Source organism: Longispora sp. NPDC051575 (assembly GCF_040681875.1).
Taxonomy (GTDB): domain Bacteria; phylum Actinomycetota; class Actinomycetes; order Mycobacteriales; family Micromonosporaceae; genus Longispora.
This window is the reverse complement of record NZ_JBFAZP010000020.1, coordinates 27365-49489: the sequence shown is the minus strand read 5'-3', so window position 1 is coordinate 49489 and position 22125 is coordinate 27365. Positions and strand designations below refer to the sequence as shown.

Annotated in this window: 15 protein-coding genes; 7 read left to right on the top strand and 8 right to left on the bottom strand. The window is 67.2% G+C overall.

Going from position 1 to position 22125, the window contains the following annotated elements; translation table 11 throughout:
• On the top strand, window positions 1–360 hold a 360-nt coding region (locus tag AB0M43_RS37575), incomplete at its 5' end, for a tyrosine-type recombinase/integrase (protein WP_363732177.1).
• Between the two features lie 109 nt (window positions 361–469).
• On the opposite strand, the gene AB0M43_RS37570 is transcribed toward AB0M43_RS37575, so the two are convergent.
• A complete protein-coding gene (locus AB0M43_RS37570; protein ID WP_363732174.1) occupies window positions 470–607 on the bottom strand; it encodes a hypothetical protein in 138 nt (45 codons plus the stop codon).
• Window positions 608–957: 350 nt separating this feature from the next.
• On the opposite strand from AB0M43_RS37570, the gene AB0M43_RS37565 reads away from it, so the two are divergent.
• Window positions 958–1143: a hypothetical protein gene (locus tag AB0M43_RS37565; protein WP_363732171.1), complete on the top strand. Its 186-nt coding sequence runs from the start codon at window positions 958–960 to the stop codon at window positions 1141–1143.
• A gap of 85 nt (window positions 1144–1228) precedes the next feature.
• Complete coding sequence (locus tag AB0M43_RS37560; protein WP_363732182.1) at window positions 1229–1483, top strand: hypothetical protein; 255 nt, start codon at window positions 1229–1231, stop codon at window positions 1481–1483.
• A 37-nt stretch (window positions 1484–1520) separates the two neighbouring features.
• On the opposite strand, the gene AB0M43_RS37555 is transcribed toward AB0M43_RS37560, so the two are convergent.
• From AB0M43_RS37555 to AB0M43_RS37525, 7 genes are all read right to left on the bottom strand, one after another.
• Entirely contained in the window at window positions 1521–3488 is a 1968-nt protein-coding gene (locus tag AB0M43_RS37555; RefSeq protein ID WP_363732168.1) for a WD40 repeat domain-containing protein, read from the bottom strand.
• 278 nt (window positions 3489–3766) lie between these two features.
• Window positions 3767–9379 (bottom strand): RHS repeat-associated core domain-containing protein, encoded by a 5613-nt coding sequence (locus tag AB0M43_RS37550; RefSeq protein ID WP_363732165.1) that lies wholly within the window; start codon window positions 9377–9379, stop codon window positions 3767–3769.
• Between the two features lie 896 nt (window positions 9380–10275).
• Entirely contained in the window at window positions 10276–13833 is a 3558-nt protein-coding gene (locus tag AB0M43_RS37545) for a LamG domain-containing protein (RefSeq protein WP_363732163.1), read from the bottom strand.
• Between the two features lie 653 nt (window positions 13834–14486).
• Window positions 14487–15593: a zinc-ribbon domain-containing protein gene (locus AB0M43_RS37540; RefSeq protein WP_363732160.1), complete on the bottom strand. Its 1107-nt coding sequence runs from the start codon at window positions 15591–15593 to the stop codon at window positions 14487–14489.
• Between the two features lie 199 nt (window positions 15594–15792).
• Window positions 15793–16293, bottom strand: coding sequence for a hypothetical protein (locus tag AB0M43_RS37535; protein ID WP_363732157.1), 501 nt, complete (start codon window positions 16291–16293; stop codon window positions 15793–15795).
• Window positions 16290–17945 (bottom strand): alpha/beta hydrolase, encoded by a 1656-nt coding sequence (locus tag AB0M43_RS37530; RefSeq protein WP_363732156.1) that lies wholly within the window; start codon window positions 17943–17945, stop codon window positions 16290–16292. The genes AB0M43_RS37535 and AB0M43_RS37530 overlap by 4 nt, the downstream gene beginning before the upstream one ends.
• Window positions 17942–18430 carry a WXG100 family type VII secretion target gene (locus AB0M43_RS37525; RefSeq protein WP_363732153.1) on the bottom strand — a complete coding sequence of 163 codons (489 nt, stop codon included), beginning with the start codon at window positions 18428–18430 and terminating at the stop codon, window positions 17942–17944. Before AB0M43_RS37525 ends, AB0M43_RS37530 begins: the two co-directional genes overlap by 4 nt.
• 71 nt (window positions 18431–18501) lie before the next feature.
• On the opposite strand from AB0M43_RS37525, the gene AB0M43_RS37520 reads away from it, so the two are divergent.
• The 4 genes from AB0M43_RS37520 (at window position 18502) to AB0M43_RS37505 (ending at window position 21994) form a co-directional block, all read left to right on the top strand.
• Window positions 18502–18861: a hypothetical protein gene (locus AB0M43_RS37520; protein WP_363732152.1), complete on the top strand. Its 360-nt coding sequence runs from the start codon at window positions 18502–18504 to the stop codon at window positions 18859–18861.
• Window positions 18861–20195: a hypothetical protein gene (locus AB0M43_RS37515; RefSeq protein ID WP_363732150.1), complete on the top strand. Its 1335-nt coding sequence runs from the start codon at window positions 18861–18863 to the stop codon at window positions 20193–20195. The genes AB0M43_RS37520 and AB0M43_RS37515 overlap by 1 nt, the downstream gene beginning before the upstream one ends.
• Complete coding sequence (mycP, locus tag AB0M43_RS37510; RefSeq protein ID WP_363732148.1) at window positions 20188–21333, top strand: type VII secretion-associated serine protease mycosin; 1146 nt, start codon at window positions 20188–20190, stop codon at window positions 21331–21333. Before AB0M43_RS37515 ends, mycP begins: the two co-directional genes overlap by 8 nt.
• 181 nt (window positions 21334–21514) lie before the next feature.
• A complete protein-coding gene (locus AB0M43_RS37505) occupies window positions 21515–21994 on the top strand; it encodes a hypothetical protein (protein ID WP_363732146.1) in 480 nt (159 codons plus the stop codon).
• Window positions 21995–22125 lie beyond the last annotated feature (131 nt).

The window sequence follows — 22125 nt, the reverse complement described above, 5'->3', positions numbered from 1 at the left end:
TGGCCGGCCACGATCCGCATGCGCACACCCACCGCCGACGGCGGCGTCCAGCACGTCGACGTCGACCTGTTCTTCCGCCGCCCCGACGGCCGGGCCTGGAACCCCGACCTGGTATCAGAACGCTGGGACCGCCACGTCCGCAGCTCCGGCCTCCCGCCCGTCGGCATCCACGACGGCCGCCACGCCGCCGCCACGTTCACCAAAGCCGCCGGAGGCGACCTCAAAGAAATCCAGGAACTCCTCGGACACGCCAACCTCTCCACCACCGGCGACATCTACACCTCACTACTCCGCGAAGTCGAACTAGAAACAGCGGAAAAGACCGCCAAATTGATCCCGAGGACCCGTCGAGCCGCCTGACGTCGCGGACGGTTGGAGCCACCCTCGCGGCCGGATCCAGGCGTCCGTGACCTCCCTGAGACGCCCCTCGATGCGACCACCTCGTGGAACGAACTGGTTGAGGTTGCGGCTATCTGCTCCAGTTGACGGCGGAGATCTGGTGGGCAGCGGCGTCGAGCCAGGCCAGCGCCGGAACAGGACCGTCAGGGTCGGCGGTGTGGTGATCGAGGAGGTCCCCGGCGATCAGCTCCAAGAACGAGCCGATCAAGCTGATAGACGGAGCACAGGGTCTGCCAGCCGATCTGTACACGCCGCAGATACCGATCCCGGTGCCCGCCACCCAGAGAGGTGCGGGCCCGGGTCTGCTGGCCGGCGACCTGCAGGTCGGTGCTGACGATTCCGCCGAGAAGGCGTCGGTACCGGTCGAAGATGTAGCCGCCGAGGTCGTAGCCGCGTACTTCGGGGGCGTGGCGGCGGGCGGTGAGCAGGTGCCCGACCGTCCATGTTCGGCGCATGCGGGCTTTCCACTGCACCTGCCCAGGTATCCAGCGCGCGCAGCTTTCACCGCCGCCCAGCCGGATGGCAGGACCGCGAGGATCAGGACAACAGCAGCACGGGATGGATGACGATACCGGCTACCCGGACGGCGGCGGTGAGTACGTCGATGGCCTAGGAGACGAGCAGACCGGTGGAGATCATTCCGCGTTGGCGTGCGCGTTGGAGGTCTTCGGCGTAGGCGTCGCCGTCATACGTCATCTGGAACAGATCTGCGTCGTCGCTGGTCATCGCCGTGCTGAGCGATGAGGCATGTGAGTTAGCGTTCATACTGGCGGCCCATCGGGCCTCTTGCGGTACTGGGTGACCTGTCGTTCTCAGAGCCGGCAAGGGAATCCTCACCGGACTCGGCCAACTCACGCCCAAGCCGCGGGCCACCGTCATCTGCGGAGGCGCCGGCGTCATGAAAGCCCACTCCGCCGGAGCCGCGAACACGGCGGCGACGTCATCGGCATCCCACCCCAACGACAACCGGGACGGCGCCAACGAACACCTGTCCGCCGTCATCGTCACAGGCATGGCCGAAGCCCGAAACGTCCATCATCATCTGGAGCGCCGACGCCGTGATCGTCGTCGGCGCTCCTGGTAAACCCGCTATGGGTGAACCGGCCGGCTCCGACCAGCGGTCACGGGTTGGAACCGACCGCGACGATATGTTCGCTGTCGAGGACAATGATCTGGTCCTCGTCGACGGAGAGTATCCGGCGGGCTGGTCGGGGCAGGGTGACTGCAAGGATCGTGCGGCCCGTCGCGATGTCCCAGACCCGCAGGACTCGGTCATCACAGCTGGTCGCTACGACCGGATTGCCGTCGAATACGGCTGGCAGGATCGCCCATACTTTGCCGGGGTGCGTGAGTCGCGGCCCAGACTCCTCTCCGGTGGTGATATCGATGCAAGTGACGGTGTCGTTCACGGCGCGGACCACGACGGTTCCGGCGACCTCCAGTGCCGCGACGGCGTGGGGTCCGGGCCGGTTCATGAGGTCGGGGGTGTATCCGGCCGATCCGCGTGTGGGGAATCGGTCCGGTGGTGAAATTTTGGTCAGATCGGTGGCGTCATACAATCCGATCGCGCCATCGTCAGCGCCGGTCAATACGATGGCGCGGCCGTTCAGCTCACCGAGCGCGACGGAGATCGTCCTCGCCCGCCGCTTCACGATGCGGGCCGAAGCCCGCGGTGTCATGGTAGCCACGTCCCAGACGGTGAGGGTTTCACCGAGGTCCACCGTCGCGGCAAGGCCGTCTCGTGCGGTGGCAGCAGCCAGAACTATCCCACTTTCCGGAAGCTGCGTCCCTGTGCGGGTCTCACCGGCGGCCGGGTCGACAAGCGTCGGCGCGAAACTGGACATTGACATGACCAGGTCCCTTCCGTCGACGTTCGCGGTTCTCAGTCGCGGGGACCCGCCAACTTTCTGGTACTGGTTGGTGCGTTCGCCAGCCGATCCGATCTCCTGGCCGTTCGCGGCGTCGTGTATCTGGTAGAGGCCGTCCTCGCCGATGGCGACGATCGCGACGCGCTTGTCGACGGTGGCCGGGGTGGCGTCGAGGTATAACGGCCGGTCCACGGCGTCGAGTGGGAGGGGGTCGGTAAGTTCCAGAAGGTTGGTACGCCCCTCGGTGTGCCCGCCCTGAGCCGCGTAGATGAAGGGGCCGCAGACGGCGAGTTTGTCGACGTCGTGCCGGAACTCGGTGCGGATCGTGCCGCGAACGGTTCCGTCGTGCAGGTCTACGATCCGCAGTGCGCGCGCCTCGCTGAGTACAGCCCCGGCGCCACCGGCGGTGAAGGCCAGTCCCCCACTCGGGCGGGTGCTGGTGGAGATCTGCGCGACCGACGCCGCCGTCACGGGGTCCCAGACTGTGAGTACGCCGTCGGCTGCGGCGGTCACGGCACGCCGCTGGCCGTCGAGTATGGTCCAGGCGCCGCAGACCGTCCGCTCGGGCATCGCCACCTCGCCCGTGCGTGTCAACCCGTCGAGGTCGTGAAAGCACACTGTCGGACGGTCCTGGCCGCCGAGGCTCAGGATGGCCGGTGTGCCGTCGACACTGATCGCGACACGGGCGACGTGGCCATCGTGCGCGGCGGTTCGCGCCAGCAGCCGGCCGTCGGTCAGATCCCATTGCAACAGGTAGCCGTTCCCGGTGCCGGCGACCGCCACACCGGCGCCGACCGCGATACTGCACAGATCTCCCGCTGGCCGGGGAACGTCAGCGGGATCGGTGGCCAGCAGCAGCGCGCCGCTGTTGAGATCCCAGACGAGGAGCCGCTCGTCCTCCACCGCGATGACGGTGTCACCCGCGAAAGTCGCGCGCTGATAGTAGGCGGCCTGTCCGTCTAGGCGCTGCCGGTGTACCGATCCGTCTGCGAGGAGAGTTCGGTGCACGGTGTCGCCGGCGAGCGCCCACGCGAACGTGTCGTCCACGCGTAGCGCGCTGACTAGGGAGCCGAGGCGGTGCATCTGGCGAAACGCCGGGCTCAGCGGATCGCCCGCTGTCCACTGGGGCAGCCACGCCGTCGGGTTCTCGGCCCTTAGTTGTTCGGCGTCTCGTGTCTGCCCTCGCCGTAGCAGCGTCAGCATGCGTTCGAAGCTGTCCAACTCTCGCACTCTCCTCGAATATTGCTGGGACGAGACCCGACGCGTAGGTGGTGGCGGCCGAAGTGTTGAAGCCCCATGAGGCACCACCGGTCTGCCCGGATGACAGTTGAGCACTGTCGCCGCAAGCCTGGCAACCCGTGCATCTGAGCCTCTGGTGGCACTCGGCTGTCGCCGGTGCCACCAGAGGCTCAGTTCCTGGGGCTAGCTTCGACGCGCCGAACTGCCGGGATGGAGTTCAGATGACGCGTTTCTGAAACTTGTGCACTGCCAGTGCAGGGTCACGCGGCAAGGTCGTAGGCACTCTTGGATAGCGCAACGACGGCGACTGTGGTGCAGAAGAGAATGCAGCCGGCGATGCCGACGGTGACCACTGCCACGACTATGACCACGTCGACGACGGCGGTGCTCCACGGGTCTTCGTATACAGCGCCCCAGTCCTTGGGGGGCGGCGGTTCCATGTAGCTGTTTGCGCCGTCCCACGAACCGTCACCGGCCAGTTTGTCCATGTATGCCATCTTCTGTTCATACATTCTCGCAAGCGCCTTGTCCGCAGTGAGGTTGGCGTCATCTGCGGCGTCGATAGCCTGAACTGCCAGCTTGTAGTAGGTACTGCGCTTGCTGTACCTCTTCTCGCCCTGGTGCAGTTTGTAGACCTGAAGCCCCTTAGTTCCGGAGTCGCGCACGGTGACGAGTTGGCTGGATTTCATTCCGTTGGTGCTGACCCGAATGGTTCCGAAGTCGGGTCCGTCATCGACCATTCGTCCTAGCGCTCGAGGATCCTTCGCGGCGTTGATCTTGCCATTGAGAATGGACTGGGCAGACACGGCGCTCTTACCAAGGTAGCGAGGCTCATCGGGTTTCATCTCCCAGACCCATACTTCGTCTGGTCCACCGGAGATCGACGAGCAGTTCCAGCAGATCAGGTCCGCCCCGTGGGTGCTGGGGACGTCAGAGCTGATGGACGCCGCCGGTCCGTATTTGGTCTGTAGCTCTAGGACTCGGAGTGCTATGGCGGTGTCGTGCCCTGCCCCGTTCCCATCGGGTGATCGGCCATCGGGGTCGGCGAAGGTGACGGGGCTGTTGTTGGCGTAGGAGTATCCATGCATCTGTTGGGGCGACTGAACATCGATCACTGGGTCGACGCTGGTGAACCGCCCGATGAGCGGGTCGTATTCGCGGGCTCCCAGATGGGTCAGACCCGTGGCGTCCTGGGTTCCACCGACAAAGCCCTTGTCCATCGCCGTGGGCCAGGTGCCGACGGTGGCACCGCGGGCGTTGCCGTAGGGGTCCTGGCGACGCAGGGCCGCAGCCTGGCCGACGGCACCGGAGATGGTGACCGTGGTGGTGCCCTGCTGGTCCGCCGCCAGCCAGTTCAGTCCCGCGTTGGTACGGATGGCGACTTGTTGGCCGTTATGGGCGTAGTAGCGGGCGCAGGTCTTGATTCCGCCGGCTGTGGTGTAGCGCAGTTCCTGGCCGGGCAGGTAGAGCGTCTTGCCGGTCGGGTCGCGGCGGATGAGCCGGTTGCCGTCGGCGTCGTAGACGAAGGTCGTCTCCTTGCCGGCGTCGATCTCGGTGACCTTTGCCAGGCGGCCCTCCGGGTCCCAAGCGAGTTCCTGCCGTCCGCTGGCCCCAGGGCGTTTGATCATAGAACCGACTTCGTCGTATTCGTAGGCCAGGGAGCTGGTGGTGCCATTCACCGTGGTGGCCGCGGCGGTAACCGCGTGCGGCCGTGGGCTGCCGGGGGCCGGGTGGGTGTAGTTGGTTGTGCGACCCGAGGTGTTCTCGGTTTGCTTGGAGCGGTTACCGGACTGGAACTCCCAGGTCGTCCAGTACGGGGCGGGCCCTCCGAGACCACCAGCGCTCGGTGCCGCGTCACAATCACCGGAACTCGGCGTCCAGGCCTTGGTGAGGCGCCGCAGGTAGTCGGTGCCGAAACACTGCGTGTCACCACTTATCGTGTCGGCGATCTTCGTGGTGTTGCCGGCCGGGTCGTAGCTGTAGAAGACGTCGGCGACCGTCGCCGGGTTGGTGTCGCGGGTGGTCTTGATCTCAGCGAGACGATGGGTCCCTTCCTGGTAGTAGCGGCCGACCTGAGCCATCGCCGCCCCGGTGTTCTCCAGGGTGGTGATACCGGGCTCACCGAACTCGGTGTAGCCGGTCCCTGTCACGTAGGTGGTGCCGAGATTGGTCTGCAGGGTCTTGGGCGCGCCAACTGTGTTGTATCCGTAGGTGAGTGTCTCCATCGCGAGCCCGCCGAGGGCGGGGATCCGGCTGGTGTTCAGCGAACCATCCGCGTTGTAGGTGTTGACGTACTGGTAGGTCGTCGGAGATCCGGCGACGGCCGTCAGCCCCGTCTCCGCGCCTGGGATGGTGATCTTCGTGATGACGGGCTGGTAGCGGGTCCCGTAGGCGCCGATCTCCACGGTGTAGGCGTTGCCGTTGTCGTAGCGGACCGATTTGGTTGGGTGCCCCTTGGCCACACCGTCATAGGTCCACTCGGCGAGCCTGTTCGGAGCCGCGATCGTTGTGCGGTAGAGGCCGGTTTTACGGCCGAGGGAGTCGTAGTCGTAGACCACCGTGCTACCGCGGGCGTCGGACTGTGACCTGAGGTCTCCGAATTCGCTGAAGGTCGAAGTGGTCGCGCCACGGTCGGGATCGGTCGTTGCGACGGGACGTCCGTGCAGATCGTATTCGTACGTCCACTGGTTGCCGGCCGGGTCGGTGACGTTCTTCCGCTTGCCCTTGGCGTCGAAGAGATAGGTGGTGGAGTCATAGCTACCGGCGATCGTGGGGGTCGGAGTCGATCCCCGGTATTCGCGCAGTTCGACCGTTTGGCCCTGGGCGTTCGTGCGGGTCGAGGTCGCGGTCCCACCAAAAGGGGGTGTTACGTCGACGCGGTCGCCGCCGTAGGAACTGGTGGTCCGCCACTGCTCGGCGCCGCCCTTTTTGTAGCTGATCAGCGCGGTGGCGCGGTTGGCTCCGTCGTAGGTCGTGACCGTCCAGCCGGGCAGATCCTCGGGCACGTCTGCGTTTGACAGCGTCGCGTTGGGCGTGGTCGTGGGGTCCCAGTGCGGGTTGGTGGTCTGGACGTGCCGGCCAGCGGTGTCGTAGTGCTCGTCCCGCACGATGCGGCCGCCCGCTGGCGACTGGACCTGCGTCTGTAGGTTGCGAAGGCGCCCGTCGAACAGAGCGGTGCTGGTGGTGTACGTACCACCGGCGACCAGCGTCCGCGTCGTGGCTGAGCTCGGGGCTGCGGCCTGCATGAGGTAGGAGTAGGTGGTGGTGGCGGGCTGGCCGGAGGGCCGGTCCTGACCCGGGAGCCACACACCCGTGCGGCGAGCCAGCGCGTCGTAGCTGTAGTCGGTGCGTTTGCCGTTCGGGTCGATCACCACGGTCGGCGCGCCGGTTCCGGGGTCGCGGTGGGTCGTCGTGACCCAGTTCCCGGCGGCGAAGAGCCGCGTCTCCGTACTGGACGTGAGGGGTCCGCCCGAAGCGGGCGTGTACGTGGTTGTGGATTTGTTGTCACGTTCGTCGATCAGTTCGATCTGACGGCCGTGAGGGTCATACTTGTTGGTCGCGGTCGTGCGGTGCGACGCGAGCTGCGTGGTCTGGTTCCAGGCGAGGAGCGTCTTGGTCTGTGTGGGCTCTCCCAGCGCTCCGATGGCGCCCAGTGCCTGCTGGTCATAGAGGGTCACGTCATCGGAGATGATGTCCTTCTCTGCAAGTCCCGGCTGCGCCGCCCGGGCGCAGTTCACGGCGAATACCCGCACCCGGGCTGGGTTGGACACGATGGGTGATCCGGCACTGCGGGCGTACTGCGTGGTCGTGCAGCGCTCGTCTCCGACGATGGCGTTGTCGCCGAGGTCGGACACTGCGGCGGGCATGCCCAGGTTGTCGAACGTGGTTCGGGCAGTGGTGCTGCGGGGCGCACGTCCGCCGTCGAGGATGGTGCGGGTGTGCTCCGCTCCCACGCCGGTGTAGCGGGCCTCGGTGGTGGTGTTGTTGATCGACCGAGTCGCCGTCGGGTTCGAGCGCCACGGCTCGAAGATGCTGGAGTGTACTTCCCCTCCGGTGGGGCCGTTGAATGTGCTGGTCTGGCGGGTCATTCCGGCGAAGCTGTCGTTGTCGTCGGCTGCGGGGACGTCCACTCCGATGTCGGTGGTGTCACCGTCGCCGTTCATGTCCACGGCCGGCAGCGTCACCGTACGGGTGCCGCCAGGCATCTTGTCGCCGTTGAGCCCCTGGAAGAAGCGGGACTCCGACAGCGTCACGCCGGGTTTGCTGGGGTCACCCGTTCGGGTACGGACCTTCGCGTAGCCCCGCCACACAGACCAGGTCTTGCTGGCCGCGTCGATGAAGCCGTCGTCATCGGTGTAGTGCCATCCTGGGCTTTCGTATTCGTACGTGGTCTGGGTGGGGGGTGACAGGTTGAAGGTGTCTTCTTCGCTGACTTTGGCGACGGCGTATTTGTGAAAGAACTCTGTGGTCGGGTTGGTGGCATTCGGTTGCACCCATGTGACGGGGTAGCAGCGCAGGGCGTTGTCGTGTAGCGCGGCGAGGTCGGGCATCCGGGTGCCGGGGACGCAATCGGCCGGCATGTAGGTCACGGCGGTACGGCCGCCGGTGCCGTTGTCGATGACGTTGACCCGCCACCAGTTCATCGCCTTCAGATCGGCGCCCTGAGGCTGGACGCGGTTGCCGAGCTGCACGCCGTCGAATGTGATGTCGGGGGCCTGGACCGCGGAGGTCCCATTGCCACCCGTGTGGGAGATCTTCGCCAGCCACAGGCCGGGCCGGGTGCCGTCTCCGGTGTTGGGGAAGGAGTGGGTGAACTTCCAGGAATCAACTTCCCGGTAGCCGGCCGGGCTGAGCGCGGTGTCCCACACCTTCGTGGCGACCCGGTCGAGCCGATGTTTTGTCCAGAATGTCGGGGTGGCGATCTGGCACGGGCTCGCGCTGCACTCCTGATCGCGCGGGGTGTCGGGCCAGTTCGCATGGTCGGCGCAGTTGGTCAGGCACCGGTCAGCGGGTGTGAACTCCACCCGGGCGGGCGCAGGGCTCGCGACGCCGTTACGGGTGCCGTACTCGATGGTCTGCAGATAGCCGCCACGGGTGTAGGACACCACGTCGGTTGGGGTGAGGTTGCGGCCGTAGCTGTTGTTCTCCTTCACGTACGTGTACGTCATGGTGTTGCCGTGGGGGTCGACGACCCGGTCCAGGTTCCACCGCCACGCCTGTGTGCACGAGGAGTTCGCGAACACGGACGTGTAGCACGGGTCGGGGTTGCCGGCGGCGTTGTCGTTGCCGTACACCGGCATCGTCCATGTCGAGTTGCTGGCCGGCACCCCGCCGAACCAGTACTGCACCCCGGCAGGGTCGGTCAGGACCCACCACTCACCGTCCTTGGCGCCGTTGCCGGCGTTGAACTTGCGCTCGACCTTCGAGCCGTCCTCGTCACGTAGGTGCCACAGGTTCACGTTTCCGGCGTCGCGGATCAGCTCACCGGACCGGCCTGCGAGGGAGATCGTGGCGTTGTCGGTGTTCCAGCACGCATCTCCGGTCTTGCGACCGGCGTTGTTCGAGCCGGCCTTGATGTCCGAGCCGCAGCTCTGGTAGCGGCGCTCCAGGGAGCCCGGCCACCAGCCGAACCCCTCCCCCAACCAGCTCGGCTGGTTGTTGCTCGCCGCCATCTGGCCGTCGACGACACTCGAGGAGTAGCCCACCGACACCGACGGCACAGGCCCGCCTACCCCCGGCGGCATCCGCAGCGGCAACGCCCAGTTGAAGGCGCCGGAGTTGCCGCCTGCGGACCAGGTGCCCGCCGAGGACAGCGACGTCGCCGAGTAGTCACCCGAACCGCTCGCGGCGCCCGCAGTCACCGCCAACAGCACCCGTTCTGACCTTGATGTGGCCGACCGCGAGACGGGTAGCGACACCGTTGAGGTGACGGTGGAGGCTGAGCCGTCGTTGCGGGTAGGCAGTTCCTCGCCTCGGCACTGCTCAAGACCCGGGGTGGTCAGCGCGCATTCGGGTAGCCTGGCCAGGCGTAGCCGCGATGACCAGTCTGCGCCGTAGGCGTTGGCGAAAGCACCGTAGTTCACAGATACCTTGGCTGGTCCGCCCCCTGTCGTGGGAGCGACGGACAAAAGCATTCCGGTAACCCCTGCTGAGGCGGTCGTCTTCTGGTCGAAGACCTGCACCCGTGCCCTGGACAGGCCGAAGCCGGCCGTCGTGGAGTGAGCGGGGTCCTCAGGTTCGATCCAGACGGGTGTGTCCCCGGCCCGTCGGGCCCCGCCGCCGTCGGTGGCCCGCAACGACGCGGAACCCAGGTCTACCTCCGCCACCTGGGCGGAGGGCCACACCGGCGTTTTCTGAGACGCGGTGATGGCAGCTGCAGCCGTGGCGAGTGATGGAACATCGCTAGACTTCGGCCGGTAGGGATGCCCTTTGACTGCGGGTCCCAGTGCCTGCCGCTGCGCCGGGGGCGTAGGTGGCGCGGCGAGTACCGGCGTCGGACCCAGGACCGGCCCAACGACCGCCGCAGACAGTACTGCCGCCAGGATTGTGATCAGTTGAGGTGATCGTCTTCTTCGAGGTGACATCGGTTTCTTCCTCCTGTATGCACTGAGGCACGGGCGCGGCAGGTGCCGTCATGAGCAGCGCTCACGGGGCAGGGCGGCCCTTCATGGAAGTTCGTCGCAGATTGGCGCAAGCTCTGGTCATAGCCAATGCGCCGAGTAGGTGGTGACGGTTCGGTGACGCATCGGCGTCACCGAACCGTCCGGCGTCAGCAGCCGCAGATCTTGGACTTGACCTCGGCGTGACCCGTCGCGTTGTTGGGAACCGCGCCGGCGTATGCCTGGACCTCGTCGACCATGCCCTTCCAGTAGTCCGCTCCCGCCCCGCCTACGCGGTTTCGGCCGAGAACGAACGGTCCGGAGGTACTCCAGTCACCCAGGGCGTATGCCGTGCCGGCCAGTTGTCCGTTGACATAGATCCTCACGTTGAGTGCCGCGGGATCGTACACACCGACCAGGTGCGTCCAGGTGTTCAACTGTGGAGCCGCAGACGACTGGACGGTGTAGGACGCCGTTGAGCCGGCGGCATCGGCCTGGTGAAAGCCGAACGTCCACGCGTTGTGCGCCTTGCTATAGCCGAGGAACAGGCCAGAGTTATGTTGGCCACCTTGGCCGACCGCGATCCTCGTCGTGGAGTTGTCCGACAGAGATACCCATGCCGCCACCGTGAACGGTTGATCCGTTCGCACGACAGGGCTGGCTTCGCCCGTGATGGGGTCCTGCGCCTCAGCCCATCCCGAACCGTCGAAGGACAGAGCCTTCCCGGCCTTTCCGGCCGGGTTCTGCGTGACGCCCCCGCTCAGGGCGAGAACATCGTGGGCGTAGGCGGAACTGTCCGGGCACCACACTGGTACACCGACGCAGTCCTCGAACGCCCATGCTCCGGACTTGTCGTGGGCGGCGTTCTCGCCGAGCGGGCTCGCCAGCGCGTACGCCTCGCTGGCAGACAGCATCCGGCCCCAGGTCCGAACGTCAGAGACACCCCCGCGCCAGTACTGGCCTCCGACCCCAGCGAACTTTCCCCTTCCGACAACCAACGCATCAGTTGATGCCGAAGGTGTAATCGCGATCGCGACGGTCTGGCTGGCGACCAATGCGCCGTTGACATAGAGCTTGATCACACCGGCCGCCGAGTCATACACCCCGGTCAGATGGGTCCAGGTCTCCATTGCCCCGCCGATGCCCTCGCTGTTGGCAATGACCTGGTCCTGCCAGGTGCCGCCATCGGAGGTGGTGAGCACGAACGACCAGCAGCCGCAGTCGTTGTAGTTGTAGTCCAAGCGGAATCCGCTGGAATTCGCCCGGTCCTGGCTTAGGGCAGTGACCTCGGGCTCGATCTCTGGTGACGCCGCAGCCCTTGCCGCTTCGGGCGGTTCGGGGCCGCGCTTGACCCAAGCCGCGACGGCGAAGCTTCGGGTGATGTCGACCACCGGTCCGGCGGTCGTGGCGGTCTGCTTGGCATCGGAGTTGAGGTCAACGCTCGTCTCCGCTCCCACGATCCGGCCCGGCGCACCGAGCGTCCCGCCGTTGAGGGTCATGGGATGCTTGGCCGGCGCCGCGACGGGAGCAGAATCCGCGAGGGTCGTGCTCCCCGGCGGTTCCGCGAGAAGCCACCGGCCAGACTCCGGCGTGGGCGACCCGACCAGGAACGCCAGCGTCGCGTTCGTGGTACTGGTTTGCGCCCGATCCTTCGACCGCACCGTCACCTTGTGCTGACCGGGAAGGGTCGGTGTCCACTTCACCACGGCCCTGCCGCCCACGGCCTCCGCCGCGACCGACTTGAACGGGTGCGTCCCGGCCGCGTCGGTGATCGACCACTCGTACCCGACGACATCAGTTGATGTCGGACCCGACACAGTGAACGTGAACTGGCCCGGCAACCCGACGGAGCCCTGAGTGTTGGTGCCACCGGTGTAGATGTCGGCAGTGATTGCCGGTACTGGAGGTGCTGTGGTGTCCACCTCGAATCGGCACCACCCGCCAGGTAGGGCGGCGTCGGCGGTGTTGAAGTCGGGGCCGGTCTGCGCGGAGTAGTCCGTGCCCGAGGTACTGGCGCCCGTCCACGGGTTGGTGAACGCCCACGGATCAGCGGTTCTGACCCGCCAGGCGTACACCCCAGCCGGTAGCGGGGTGCCGATGTCTGCGGTCACCTGAGTAGCGGTGCCGGACGCGTGGGTCTGGCTGTCGAAGCGAGTCAGGATGCTGTACCAGCGCAGCCCCTCAGCGCCTGTGGTGTACCTCAGCAGCTGGAACTGGCCTTTGAGGTCGGTTTCGGAGTCGGGATCGGTCACGGTCGCCGTGAGCGTGGGGTACCCGGTCGCCAGGACCGGTGCGGCCGTGGCGGAGTTCGTGCAGCCCCTTCCGTACGTTGTGGGCTGGCCGACACCAGGAATGCTGTTGTAGTAGATGACGAGCTTTGGGGACAGCGCGTTGTAACGCTTCCAATGATTGACGGTGTTCTCGTCGATCGCCTTGAGCCCGACAGTCATCGTGGCCCATGCGTCGGCGAAGGCGCGGGCAACGAGGTGGGTGACGTCGAAGCGCACATCGCCGACGTCGAGGGGGCAGCCGTTGGCTTTGCCGTAGGAGTGGTTGGCTGGCGCCTGCGCGGTGAGGTCGTCGTACCACGGCGGTTGCGCGTTCCACCGGGTGTCCGGGTTGATGGCACCGGTCACCCACAGTCGGGCGTCGGACGCTGGGCTGCACGTCCAGGAGTGGCGCTGCTGGATGAGAAGTGACGCGTGCAGGAGGTTCTGGCTCCGGGCTGGAGTGTTCAGTGCCATCTCGAACAACGACCGCACCCGGTAGGTGCCGCATGTCGGGCAGTCCTTCGTCCGACCCGACCCCGCACCCCCATACGTCACCGCATCGACCTGCGCGGTGTTGTCTTGCCAGAACTTGCCCTCGGGATACTTTTCCCACACCGAGGTCCACCGGTTCCCGTTCAACCCGCCATCCCACGATGGATCCACATGCACCGGGAACTGGGTTCCGGGATCATCGAGGATCGTGCGATCGGGTACGACAACCATCGAGTCGGACTCCAGCCGGACTGCCATGACGGCGGTCTTCACACCTGGGCCCTCGGCCCGAGCAGCACCAGGAACATCTTTCAGGCTCGACGCCTGCCCTGCGTGGACGTCGCCTGAGTCCCACATTGTCGGTGTCGGCGACCGAAACACCACCCGCCCCTGCGCGTCACGCGCTTCCAACCGGTTGCCGGCATCACTCGTCGTGACGCCAGTGCCCGCAAGTCCGAAACGGATGTTCGTCAACGCAGGGTTGGCTGCCGCGGCCCGGCTCTTGATCACCAAGATCTCGGAGAAGCCCGTCACTCTGGCCGTCACACGCAGGTCAACGCCGGAAAGGACCTCACGATAGACAGCAGTGTCACCCTCCAGAACCGGGGCGGGCAGCTCGCCCGGCCAGGAGACGGCAAGTTCCCTGCCTGACTCGCTGATCCGGGCCATGGGACCCGAACCACCACCGGACAACTGGACCTGCGTCACGGTAGCCACCGGACGCACCGACCCGTCCGCATCCCTCTTCAACGTCGTATCCACGGCGGCCCACGAGCCGTCGCCGCGACGGACCCGCTGCGGAGTTAGCGACTCCTCCCACACGAGGGTCCCATCGGGATTCGCGAACACCTGAACCGTCTCCGACCGGTGGCGAGAAACCTCCACCCGCTGCGAGAACTGCTTCGCCGCGGCGACCGCCGCAGCTTCATCAGGCAGTTCCGACGGCACCTGGACTGGCGCAGCCACGACAGGCACCTCACCGACGAACGGCAACCCAACCGCCAGGACGATCGAGGCAACCAGACCTAGCCAGCGTGTGCTATGGATCGGTGAAGATGGCACGGCAGGGCCGGGCCGTGGTCTCGTCATGTGAACCCCCGTCTGACTGAGCAACCAATGGCCATCGAAGGGTATTGACCCGACCTGCGCGCCGCAACCCATTGACATACGGGCACAATGGACTTATGCGCGGTGCACGCGGGCCGCCCTCAACGCAGACGGCTCGCTGTCGTAGAGAAGGTCGAATGCGGGTAAACGCCCTGGGCCGCGCCGGTCCGCGGACAGCCTGAGTTCGAAAACGGCGCCTGGTCTCGGATCCTCGGATTGTCCACCCTGTCATGCTTTGTTCTCCTCACGTTTCATCCGGCGGAGGCTGGTGCGGGCGGCCGCGAGGTCGTTCTCGAGGTAGGCAACCTTTCTGCGGAGCCGTTCGCTTTCGGCGGCGGCTTCGGCGGCCTGGGCGGCGCGTTGCTGGGAGTGGCCTGGACGTGTTCTCGGACCGTCGGAGTAGATGAGCTAGGTCGACACGTTCGCGGACCGAAGGCTGCGAACGTGTCGGTTCGCCGCCGTGTTCGAGTTCCTGCAGCGTGGTCATGCGGTTGAAGGCGGTGAGGTCGCCGTCAGGTGAGGTTCTTCCAAGCGCGGCCGGCCCTGATACGCACAATGGTGCTGGCGGTGACGCGGTGGGTGTGGGCGACCTCGTGGGTGGGTCTGGGGTCGTCGCGGATGGCGCGGACTTGGTCTGGGTTGAGTTTGGCCGCTATCGGGGTGCCGGGTTCGCGTTTGTTCTCGGTCGGGCATTGGGGGCACGGATAGGCGCCGGCTGCTCGGGCCTTGATGGGTGCGGCCCAGTGGTGTCCTTGTGGGCAGCGCCAGCCGACGGTGTCGGCGGCGCCGGAGGTGATGTGATCGCGCAGCGGTCCGTTGGTGGCGGTGTCCCATGCGGTGGCGAGCCAGGGGTGGGTGACCGCTAGTGGCGGGTTGGGGGTGCGCGGGCAGCGCGGGCACCCGCCTCCTCCCTTGGTTCGGGAGGCGATCTGCGCGGTCCAGTGGTGTCCGCGCTCGCACCGCCAGGCGACGACCCGTTCCGATCCGGCGGTGACCGCGTCAGGATCGACCGTGTTGTGGTCCTGGTCCCATTGGGCTGCCAGGTGCGGGTGCGTTTCGGACAGGGGTTGGCGGTGCCGCCCGGCACAGGCCGGACACCCCATGCCCTGAGGGATCCGGACCCGTGAGGCGATCTGGGCCTGCCAGCCCCATCCGCACGCCGAGCACCGCCACCACGCGATGCGGTCTGATCCAGCGGTGACGGCGTGTGGGGTGCGGTCGTTTCGCTCGTGGTCCCACTCGGCGACCAGGTCGGGACGCACGTCGGCCAAGGTTCGTCCGGCTTTGCGGGTGGCCAGTCCGCGCGCCGGTGCGCAGGCAGGGCAGCCGGTGCCGGTGCGCACCCGAGCTCCGACCACAGCTTGCCAGGTGTGACGGCACTGGCTACATCGCCACCACGGCCGGCGGCTGGATCCCGCCGTCAGTGTGGTGGGGATGGGCCCGTTGAGGTCGATGGCCCACTCGGCGACCAGCGTCGGGTCCTGGGCGGTGAACAGGCCGCGGCGGGTGCCGCGTGGTCCGGTGCTGTCGGTAGCTGCTGGGACGGTATCTGAGCCGCTTCGTGCCGCTGTGCCGGTGCCGGTCGACTTGGCAGGGTCGGCTTCTCGGGCAGCTGGCATGCGCGCGAGGCTACCGGGGTCCCGCAAACTGCGGACCGGTGGTGATCATGGCGGTGATGTCAGTTCCCAGGGGTGGTCGCGAGATGGTTGGGCACACAGGTGTTAGACGGTGATCTCCGCGTCACCTGCGGGGCGTCAGGGTGCGGGGAGCGTCGGGGGCGACTTCGTTTGGCCGGTCGGCGGCTGCGGGATGCTCCGCTTAACTTGCCGGTGCTTGATAGCAGGGTGACGTGATCATGAATCCGATGTTCTCGCCGTTGGGTTCATCGGCGTTGATCTTGAATCCGTCAGTGGGGTTGCGGACTGTGATGGACCATGTGCCGTCTTTGACCTGGTGAAGGTCCTCGGTGGTTTCGTAGTTCTTGTTGCGCCAGTCTTCGCGCAGTTTGTCCAGCGCGGTCTTGTGTTGGGCGGCGGGTAGTCGAAGGCTGTAGGTGCCCAGGATGTAGTAGCGGTCGTCCTTGGCGGTCTCGCCGTTGGCGCCTTCGCAGGGTGCCGGTCCGAGCCCGAATTTCTTGCTGGGCGCGTCGGGGTCTCCGGTGACGAGCGCAGTCAGGTCGCGGAAGTAGGTCTCCACCTGCCTGCTGGTGTCGTCTTTGCTTCGGGTCTGCAACGGCTTCTCCTTGTCGCTGCTGCCGCAGCCGGCGCTGAGCGCGAGCACGATGAGTGTTGCCATCGCGCGCCGCATGTTCTTGGTCATGGTGTGGCTTCCCCTACGAGGTTGGCCTTGCCGGGTTGGCCGCCGATGATCGCGCCCTGGTTCCTGAGGCTTTGGCTGTCTGGGGCCCAGTATCCGCTGTGTCCGCTGGTGTCGACGTGGTATCGGTTGGCGCCGAACATCTCGTCGGATGGGGCCGTGTTGTGGGCCAGGGGGCCGGCCACCGTGACCAGGTCGTCGCTGGCGGCTCCGGCGTAGACGTGTCGTGGGTCGATGTGCAGGTCTCGGGCGGAGTTGACGTCCATGCCGGGGCTTCCCGCCGTGACGATGTCGTCGACGGCGAGGTGTCCGACCTGGGTCGCTTGGCCGATCACGGTGGAACCGTAGCTGTGTCCCACGGCGGTGAAGTGGGTCGGCGGCCCCTCGTGGGTGGCGCGCAGCCCGCCGACGAACTGGTCGAGGGCGGCCCCGCCCTGTTTGGCCCGGTCGGATCCGGCGGCGGAGCCGTCCCATTCGGGTGCGTCGTAGCCGATCCAGGCCACCACGGCGACGCTCCCTGTGCCTTCGGCGAACTTCGCGGCGGCCCCTTGCAGTTGGGTGGCCCGGTCCATCTGGCCGCCGATGCTGGTCAGCGTGGTGCCGACGCCAGGAACCAGTGTGGCGGTGTGTGCGGCGGTGTCAGGGTCGCCGATGGCGACGATGGCCCGGCCGTCATGGGCGGTGTCCAGTCCGAGGAGGAACGCGGGTGGCTCGCCGTCGCCGTTGATCCTGCGGTCGATCTTGTCGAGTGCGGCGAGTGTGGGTTCGAGCTTGTAGATCTGCCCCTGAAGGTCACTGAGTTCACGTCCCGAGGTCCAGGTCGTGTCGTACGCCGTCGGGTAGAGGGTGTCGAGTGTGCCGTCGCGTTTGGCGGCGTGGATCAGCGCCATGCGGGCTTTGGCCGCCTCGAGTTGGGCGGCCAGCGTGGTGCGCTGGTCCTCCAGGGCGATGCGGTTGGCCTGGTCCCGATCTCGTACGGGTACTCCGTCGAGCCATCCGATGAGTTCGGGGTAGGCGGTGATGGCGTAGCCGCGTTCCTCCGGGCTGAGGCCTTCCCACCAGGCGTGCACCGCTTTGGGGTCGCGGCCACGCTGGGCTTCGACCGTGGATCTGTCGACCAGTCCGCGGCCGGTGCGTTGCGGGATGGCTCCGTCGGGGCCGGGGGTGTTGGCTGTGATCCTCGCGGCGGTGTTGGCGTCGAGGCTGCGGGCCTGGGTGGTGATGTCGGCGAGGTGTTGCAGCAGGGTGCGGGCGGACATGCTTGGGCGGCCCATGTTCCCGGGGCCGTTCTCCGGCGGGGTGATCGTGCCGGTTGCGCGGTCAATGCCGTAGCCGGCGTCCTCAGCGTCGCCGATGACCTGCAACGCGCGACGGCGCAAGGTGGTCATGCCGTGGGCGTAGGCGTCCAGCGCCAGGCCTATCTGGCGGGTCGCGTTCTCGGCCGCTTCGAGGTCATCGCCTAGGGCGTGCAGGGCGCCACTGGCGGCGGCTGCCGCCGGGCCTCGGGTCCAGGCCTGCGGGAGCCGCCGGTTGGCTCGATCGGCGTCGCCGGAAGCGCTGGTCAACGCCCCGGCGATGGCCGACCAGCCGGTGGGTAGCAGATGTAGCTCATCGGGGTTGAGTGCCAGGAGTTGCGGAATCGTCAGCTCGCTCACCGCGGTGGCCTGCCGGTGTCGGGGTCGAGGAGTTGGTGCAGCTGCCGGTTTCGGTCTGCGGCCTGGGTGTCGGCCTGCTCATATGCGTTGGCTGCCGCTGTCAGGTTCGTCGCGGCCGTCGCCAGCCGTGAGGAGGTCGTGGCGAGAGTCGTGTACCAGCGTGTCGCGGCTGTGCGGGCCGCGTCGAGTGCTTCAGAGCCTGTGGCTTGCCCGGCCGGGGCGAGGCGGTTGTGGGCCTTTGAGTGCGCGTTGCCCACTGCGGCGGCGGCACCGGACACCTCGCCGCCTAGCTGCCGCAGTGCGGCGGGGTCAACAGCGGTCTGGCTGGCCTGGCCGCTGGAATCTTCCCTGTCTCGCACGCTCGACCATCCCCCGGTAGCGGCCAATCCTCGCGTGAAGCAAGCCTGCCGGAACGGACGAAGGTCCGCAACCCGCCCGGTGGGGGCTATCCGACACCGGACTGTGTGTTGCCCGACTTGCCCCATCCCCCTACAGTGGGCGCTGCCGCCGTAACCCATCGACGGGTGCCCGGTTGGCCCAAGGGGAGGGACACCGGATGACGGGGACCAACGGTGGAGTCAACCTCGATCCAGTGGCGGTCGCAGCGCTACTGGGACGGTTGGGTGGCCTGGACTCGGTTGTCGCGGGCTCGCGCGTCGTCGACGAACGCACAGGCCGCAAACAGCGCCAGTTCGACTCCGAAGCCCGCCAGTTCGCCGCGAGTTCCGGACTAGCTTCCGCGTTGGAGCTCGCTCGCCGTTGCGGGAGCGGCATCAAGGACGCCCACATCGTCGTCCAAGCCCTCGACACCGAATTCACCAGCCTCATCAGCAAAGCCACGACCGCCATGCGAACCACCGGGGGTACCGACATCGCGGCGGCCGACTCCGTCGAGCGCTCCGGCGAGGTGTGGTGATGGCCGAGGACAACGGCCCTAGCCTGGACAGCCGCGCCTTGTTCGCCCAGCTGGCAAAGATGATCCGAGCGGATGACCCCCAGCAGTTGCGCAACAACGCCGACGCCTGGCTCACCGTGTCACGCGCCCTGCACGAACGCGCCGCGACCGTGCGCCGTGAAGCCGACGAACTGGCCCACAGCTGGCCCGACGCCACAGGCGCGGCGATCGTCGCGGCGCTGCGCACCCATGCGTCCAGTCTCGAACGCGAGGCCGGGACCTATCAGCACAACCACGGGATGGTCACCAGCGCCGCTGCGGCGCTCACCGAGGCCCAGTCCAAGCTCGCTGCCATCGAGAATGACCCCAGCACCACCGAGGCCAAGGCCGCCGCGGCCCAGGGCATCATCACCGCTCTCGACGGTGACTACCAGACCAGTCACACCCGCATCCAGAATCCGCAGTTCGGCGCGGAAAAGTACGGCAACGAAAGAGCCGTCGACGACGGGGCACACCCGGACTGGACCGGTACCGATCCGGGCGGAGCGCCCGGCCAGCCAGCGCCGCTTTCTCCCGCCGCAGGTCCGGGGCAGGGACCGTCGGGTTCAGGTTCTGGTGAGCAGGGAACACCACTGCGGGTGGAGCCTCCGAATGAACGGCCTCCCGGGACACCGGAACCCTCACCGGTCGAAGGGAGTGGTTCTGGTCTTGCCAGCGGTGGGGGTCCTGGCGGTTTCGGAGGGACTGTTAGCGGCGGTGGCTCCTCGGGCTTCGGCGGTTTCAGCGTCGGCCCGCTCCCCGGATCCGGCGGGCCAGCGGTCGGCGGTCTCTCGCCCACAGATTCGGCCGGGTCATCTGGATTCGGAGCTGGCCGTGGGCCAGGAGCCGGGGCTCAGCCGATCCCCGGTGCGGGTTCGGGGAGGCCCGGTCCCGGCGGGCCGGGAATGCCAGGTGTTCCCGGCTCCGGACAAGGCGCAGGTGACTCGCAGAGCCGCCGTCGTGCGAGCCGCGCGGTCGGAGACTGGCTGGCGGTGGACAACCACGCCGCACCGGCCGTTCTGGGCGGGCGCCGCCGAGCCAGCGACGACAACTCCCCCGAGGCCCGTCTCTGGGAGGAATCCGAGCGGCTGTTCGACGGTGACGACGAACAGCAGCCGTTCGACCTCCTTGGCGTGACCAGCCACGCCGGCCCCGAACCGACGGACGACGTGTTGGAGTACATCGACGATGACTCGCCCGACGAGAAGCCGGACGAGACTGGTCGGGACTGGCGAGATGGGCTCACCGACACCGAACTGACGCAGTGGTCGACAATGTCAGGCGTGAAACTCGCGCCCGGACCCGCCCGTGACTGACCGCCACCTGCAGTGGCCCCGGGGTGTCGTCGCCGGCTGCGTGATCGCCTTCATCCTGTCGAACCCGGGCCCGGCCTGGGCCGACAACGTCCGGGACAAGCAGTGGCACCTATCGGCCCTCCGTGTCGCTGAAGTACACGGCATCAGCCAAGGCGACGGCGTCACCGTCGCGGTCATCGACTCAGGAGTCGACGCCACCCACCCGGACCTCACCGGCAACGTACTTGCGGGCACCGATCTCACCGGCGCCGCAGGTGACGGACGCACCGACACCCACGGGCACGGCACCGCCATGGCCTCTGACATCGCCGGCCACGGCCACGACAACGGCAGCGGCGTGCTCGGACTGGCCCCGAAGGCGAAGATCCTTCCCGTCAGGATCACCACCGGCGCCACCGGCGGGGACATCGGTTCCGGCATCCGCTGGGCAGTCGACCACGGGGCGAAGATCATCAACGTGTCCCGGACATCGGCAGACCTGTCCAGCGTCCGAGAAGCCACCGAGTACGCCCTAGCCAAGGGCGCGATCATCGTGGCCGGCACCGGCAACGAGAGCTCCACCAACATCGGAGCCCCAGCGAAGTACCCGGGCGTCATCGCCGTCAGCGGCCTCGACAAGACCGGCGCACACTGGACCACCTCCAACCATGGACCCGAAACCGTCCTGGCCGCACCAGCCGTCGACATCACCTCCGCCAGAAACGGCAACCGCTACGCCATGGCCGACGGCACCTCCGACGCCACCGCACTCGTCTCAGCCACCGCAGCCCTCATCTGGTCGAAGTACCCCCAGCTCGACGCCAACAACGTCATCCACCGGCTCATCAACTCCGCCGACGACAAAGGCAAACCCGGCAGGGACGACCAGTACGGCTTCGGCGCCGTCAACCCCTACCGTGCCCTGACGGAAACCCCCATGACCATCGACGCGAACCCGCTCACCTCGAAGATGCCCGTCAGTCAGACCGCTGCGACCGAACCCACTCCGACCACCGACCCAGCTGACGACCTCGGCCCCTCGTCCGGAACCTACCTGACGATCTTCGGAGTGCTGGGCGTCAGCCTGCTCGCCGCCCTGACAGCCGTGGGAGTGGCGTTCACACGCCGTCGACAGCGACCGACGGAGTCCGACCGCTGACCCACCGCCGATCGGCGCCCTCATCACCCCAAGAAAGCCAAGTCGCCCGAGACATGAACCTCACCCAACGCCTCTTCAACAAGACGTTCCTCGCACCCAGGCGGCCGAAGTCCGCCACCGCAGACATGACCTACAGCAGCCACTCCGTCGGTGACGCCACCGGCTGGCACCTCAGGCAGGCATGATGGCCCACCCGCCGAACGAGGCACTCGACATCCGCCGCCGCCTCACCGCGTTCACCGTCGTGGGCCTCGTCATGCTGGTCGTTTTCGCCTCACTGGCCCTCGTCGCGAGCTGGCGATTGACCACCACACCCCCGGAACGCCAGACCGTGGTCATGACGGTGCTCCTGATCGCCGGACTGTGCGGAATGATCACCTCCGCAGGCGTGATCGCCACCGTGCGGGTCGGCAGGGCCGCTCTCGTCGGCGGCGAGATCCGGCCCATGCCCCTAGCCCGGGCCATCAAGCTCGGACGCGCCTGGCCATGGGTGTCTGCGTCGCTCGGACTCCTAGTCGCGGCGGCCAGCCTCCTGTCCCCGCACATCTCCCGGCCGAGTGAGGAGTTTCCGACCCTGGCCGGCATCGTGCTCTCCCTCCTGGTCCTGGTGGCCGGATTGACCGTTGACAGCCCGACACGAATGCTCAGAAGCCTTCAGTAAGTAGTCTCGGCCCCGCCGAACACCGCCGTCAGCGACCCCTCGCCCGAGAGATACCGACCGTCGGGGGAACGGGGCTGCTGCTGATCCTCGGCGACTGCGTCTACTGCCGGGCCAGCGCGATCGTCGCGGGG

Excerpts from the sequence above, each read along its gene's own strand:
- AB0M43_RS37565 (WP_363732171.1), top strand. The coding sequence starts at position 958 with ATGGATGACGATACCGGCTACCCGGACGGCGGCGGTGAGTACGTCGAT.
- AB0M43_RS37540 (WP_363732160.1), bottom strand. The coding sequence starts at position 15,593 with ATGCCAGCTGCCCGAGAAGCCGACCCTGCCAAGTCGACCGGCACCGGC.
- AB0M43_RS37535 (WP_363732157.1), bottom strand. The coding sequence starts at position 16,293 with ATGACCAAGAACATGCGGCGCGCGATGGCAACACTCATCGTGCTCGCG.
- AB0M43_RS37525 (WP_363732153.1), bottom strand. The coding sequence starts at position 18,430 with ATGGGGCAAGTCGGGCAACACACAGTCCGGTGTCGGATAGCCCCCACC.
- AB0M43_RS37520 (WP_363732152.1), top strand. The coding sequence starts at position 18,502 with ATGACGGGGACCAACGGTGGAGTCAACCTCGATCCAGTGGCGGTCGCA.
- AB0M43_RS37515 (WP_363732150.1), top strand. The coding sequence starts at position 18,861 with ATGGCCGAGGACAACGGCCCTAGCCTGGACAGCCGCGCCTTGTTCGCC.
- AB0M43_RS37505 (WP_363732146.1), top strand. The coding sequence starts at position 21,515 with ATGATGGCCCACCCGCCGAACGAGGCACTCGACATCCGCCGCCGCCTC.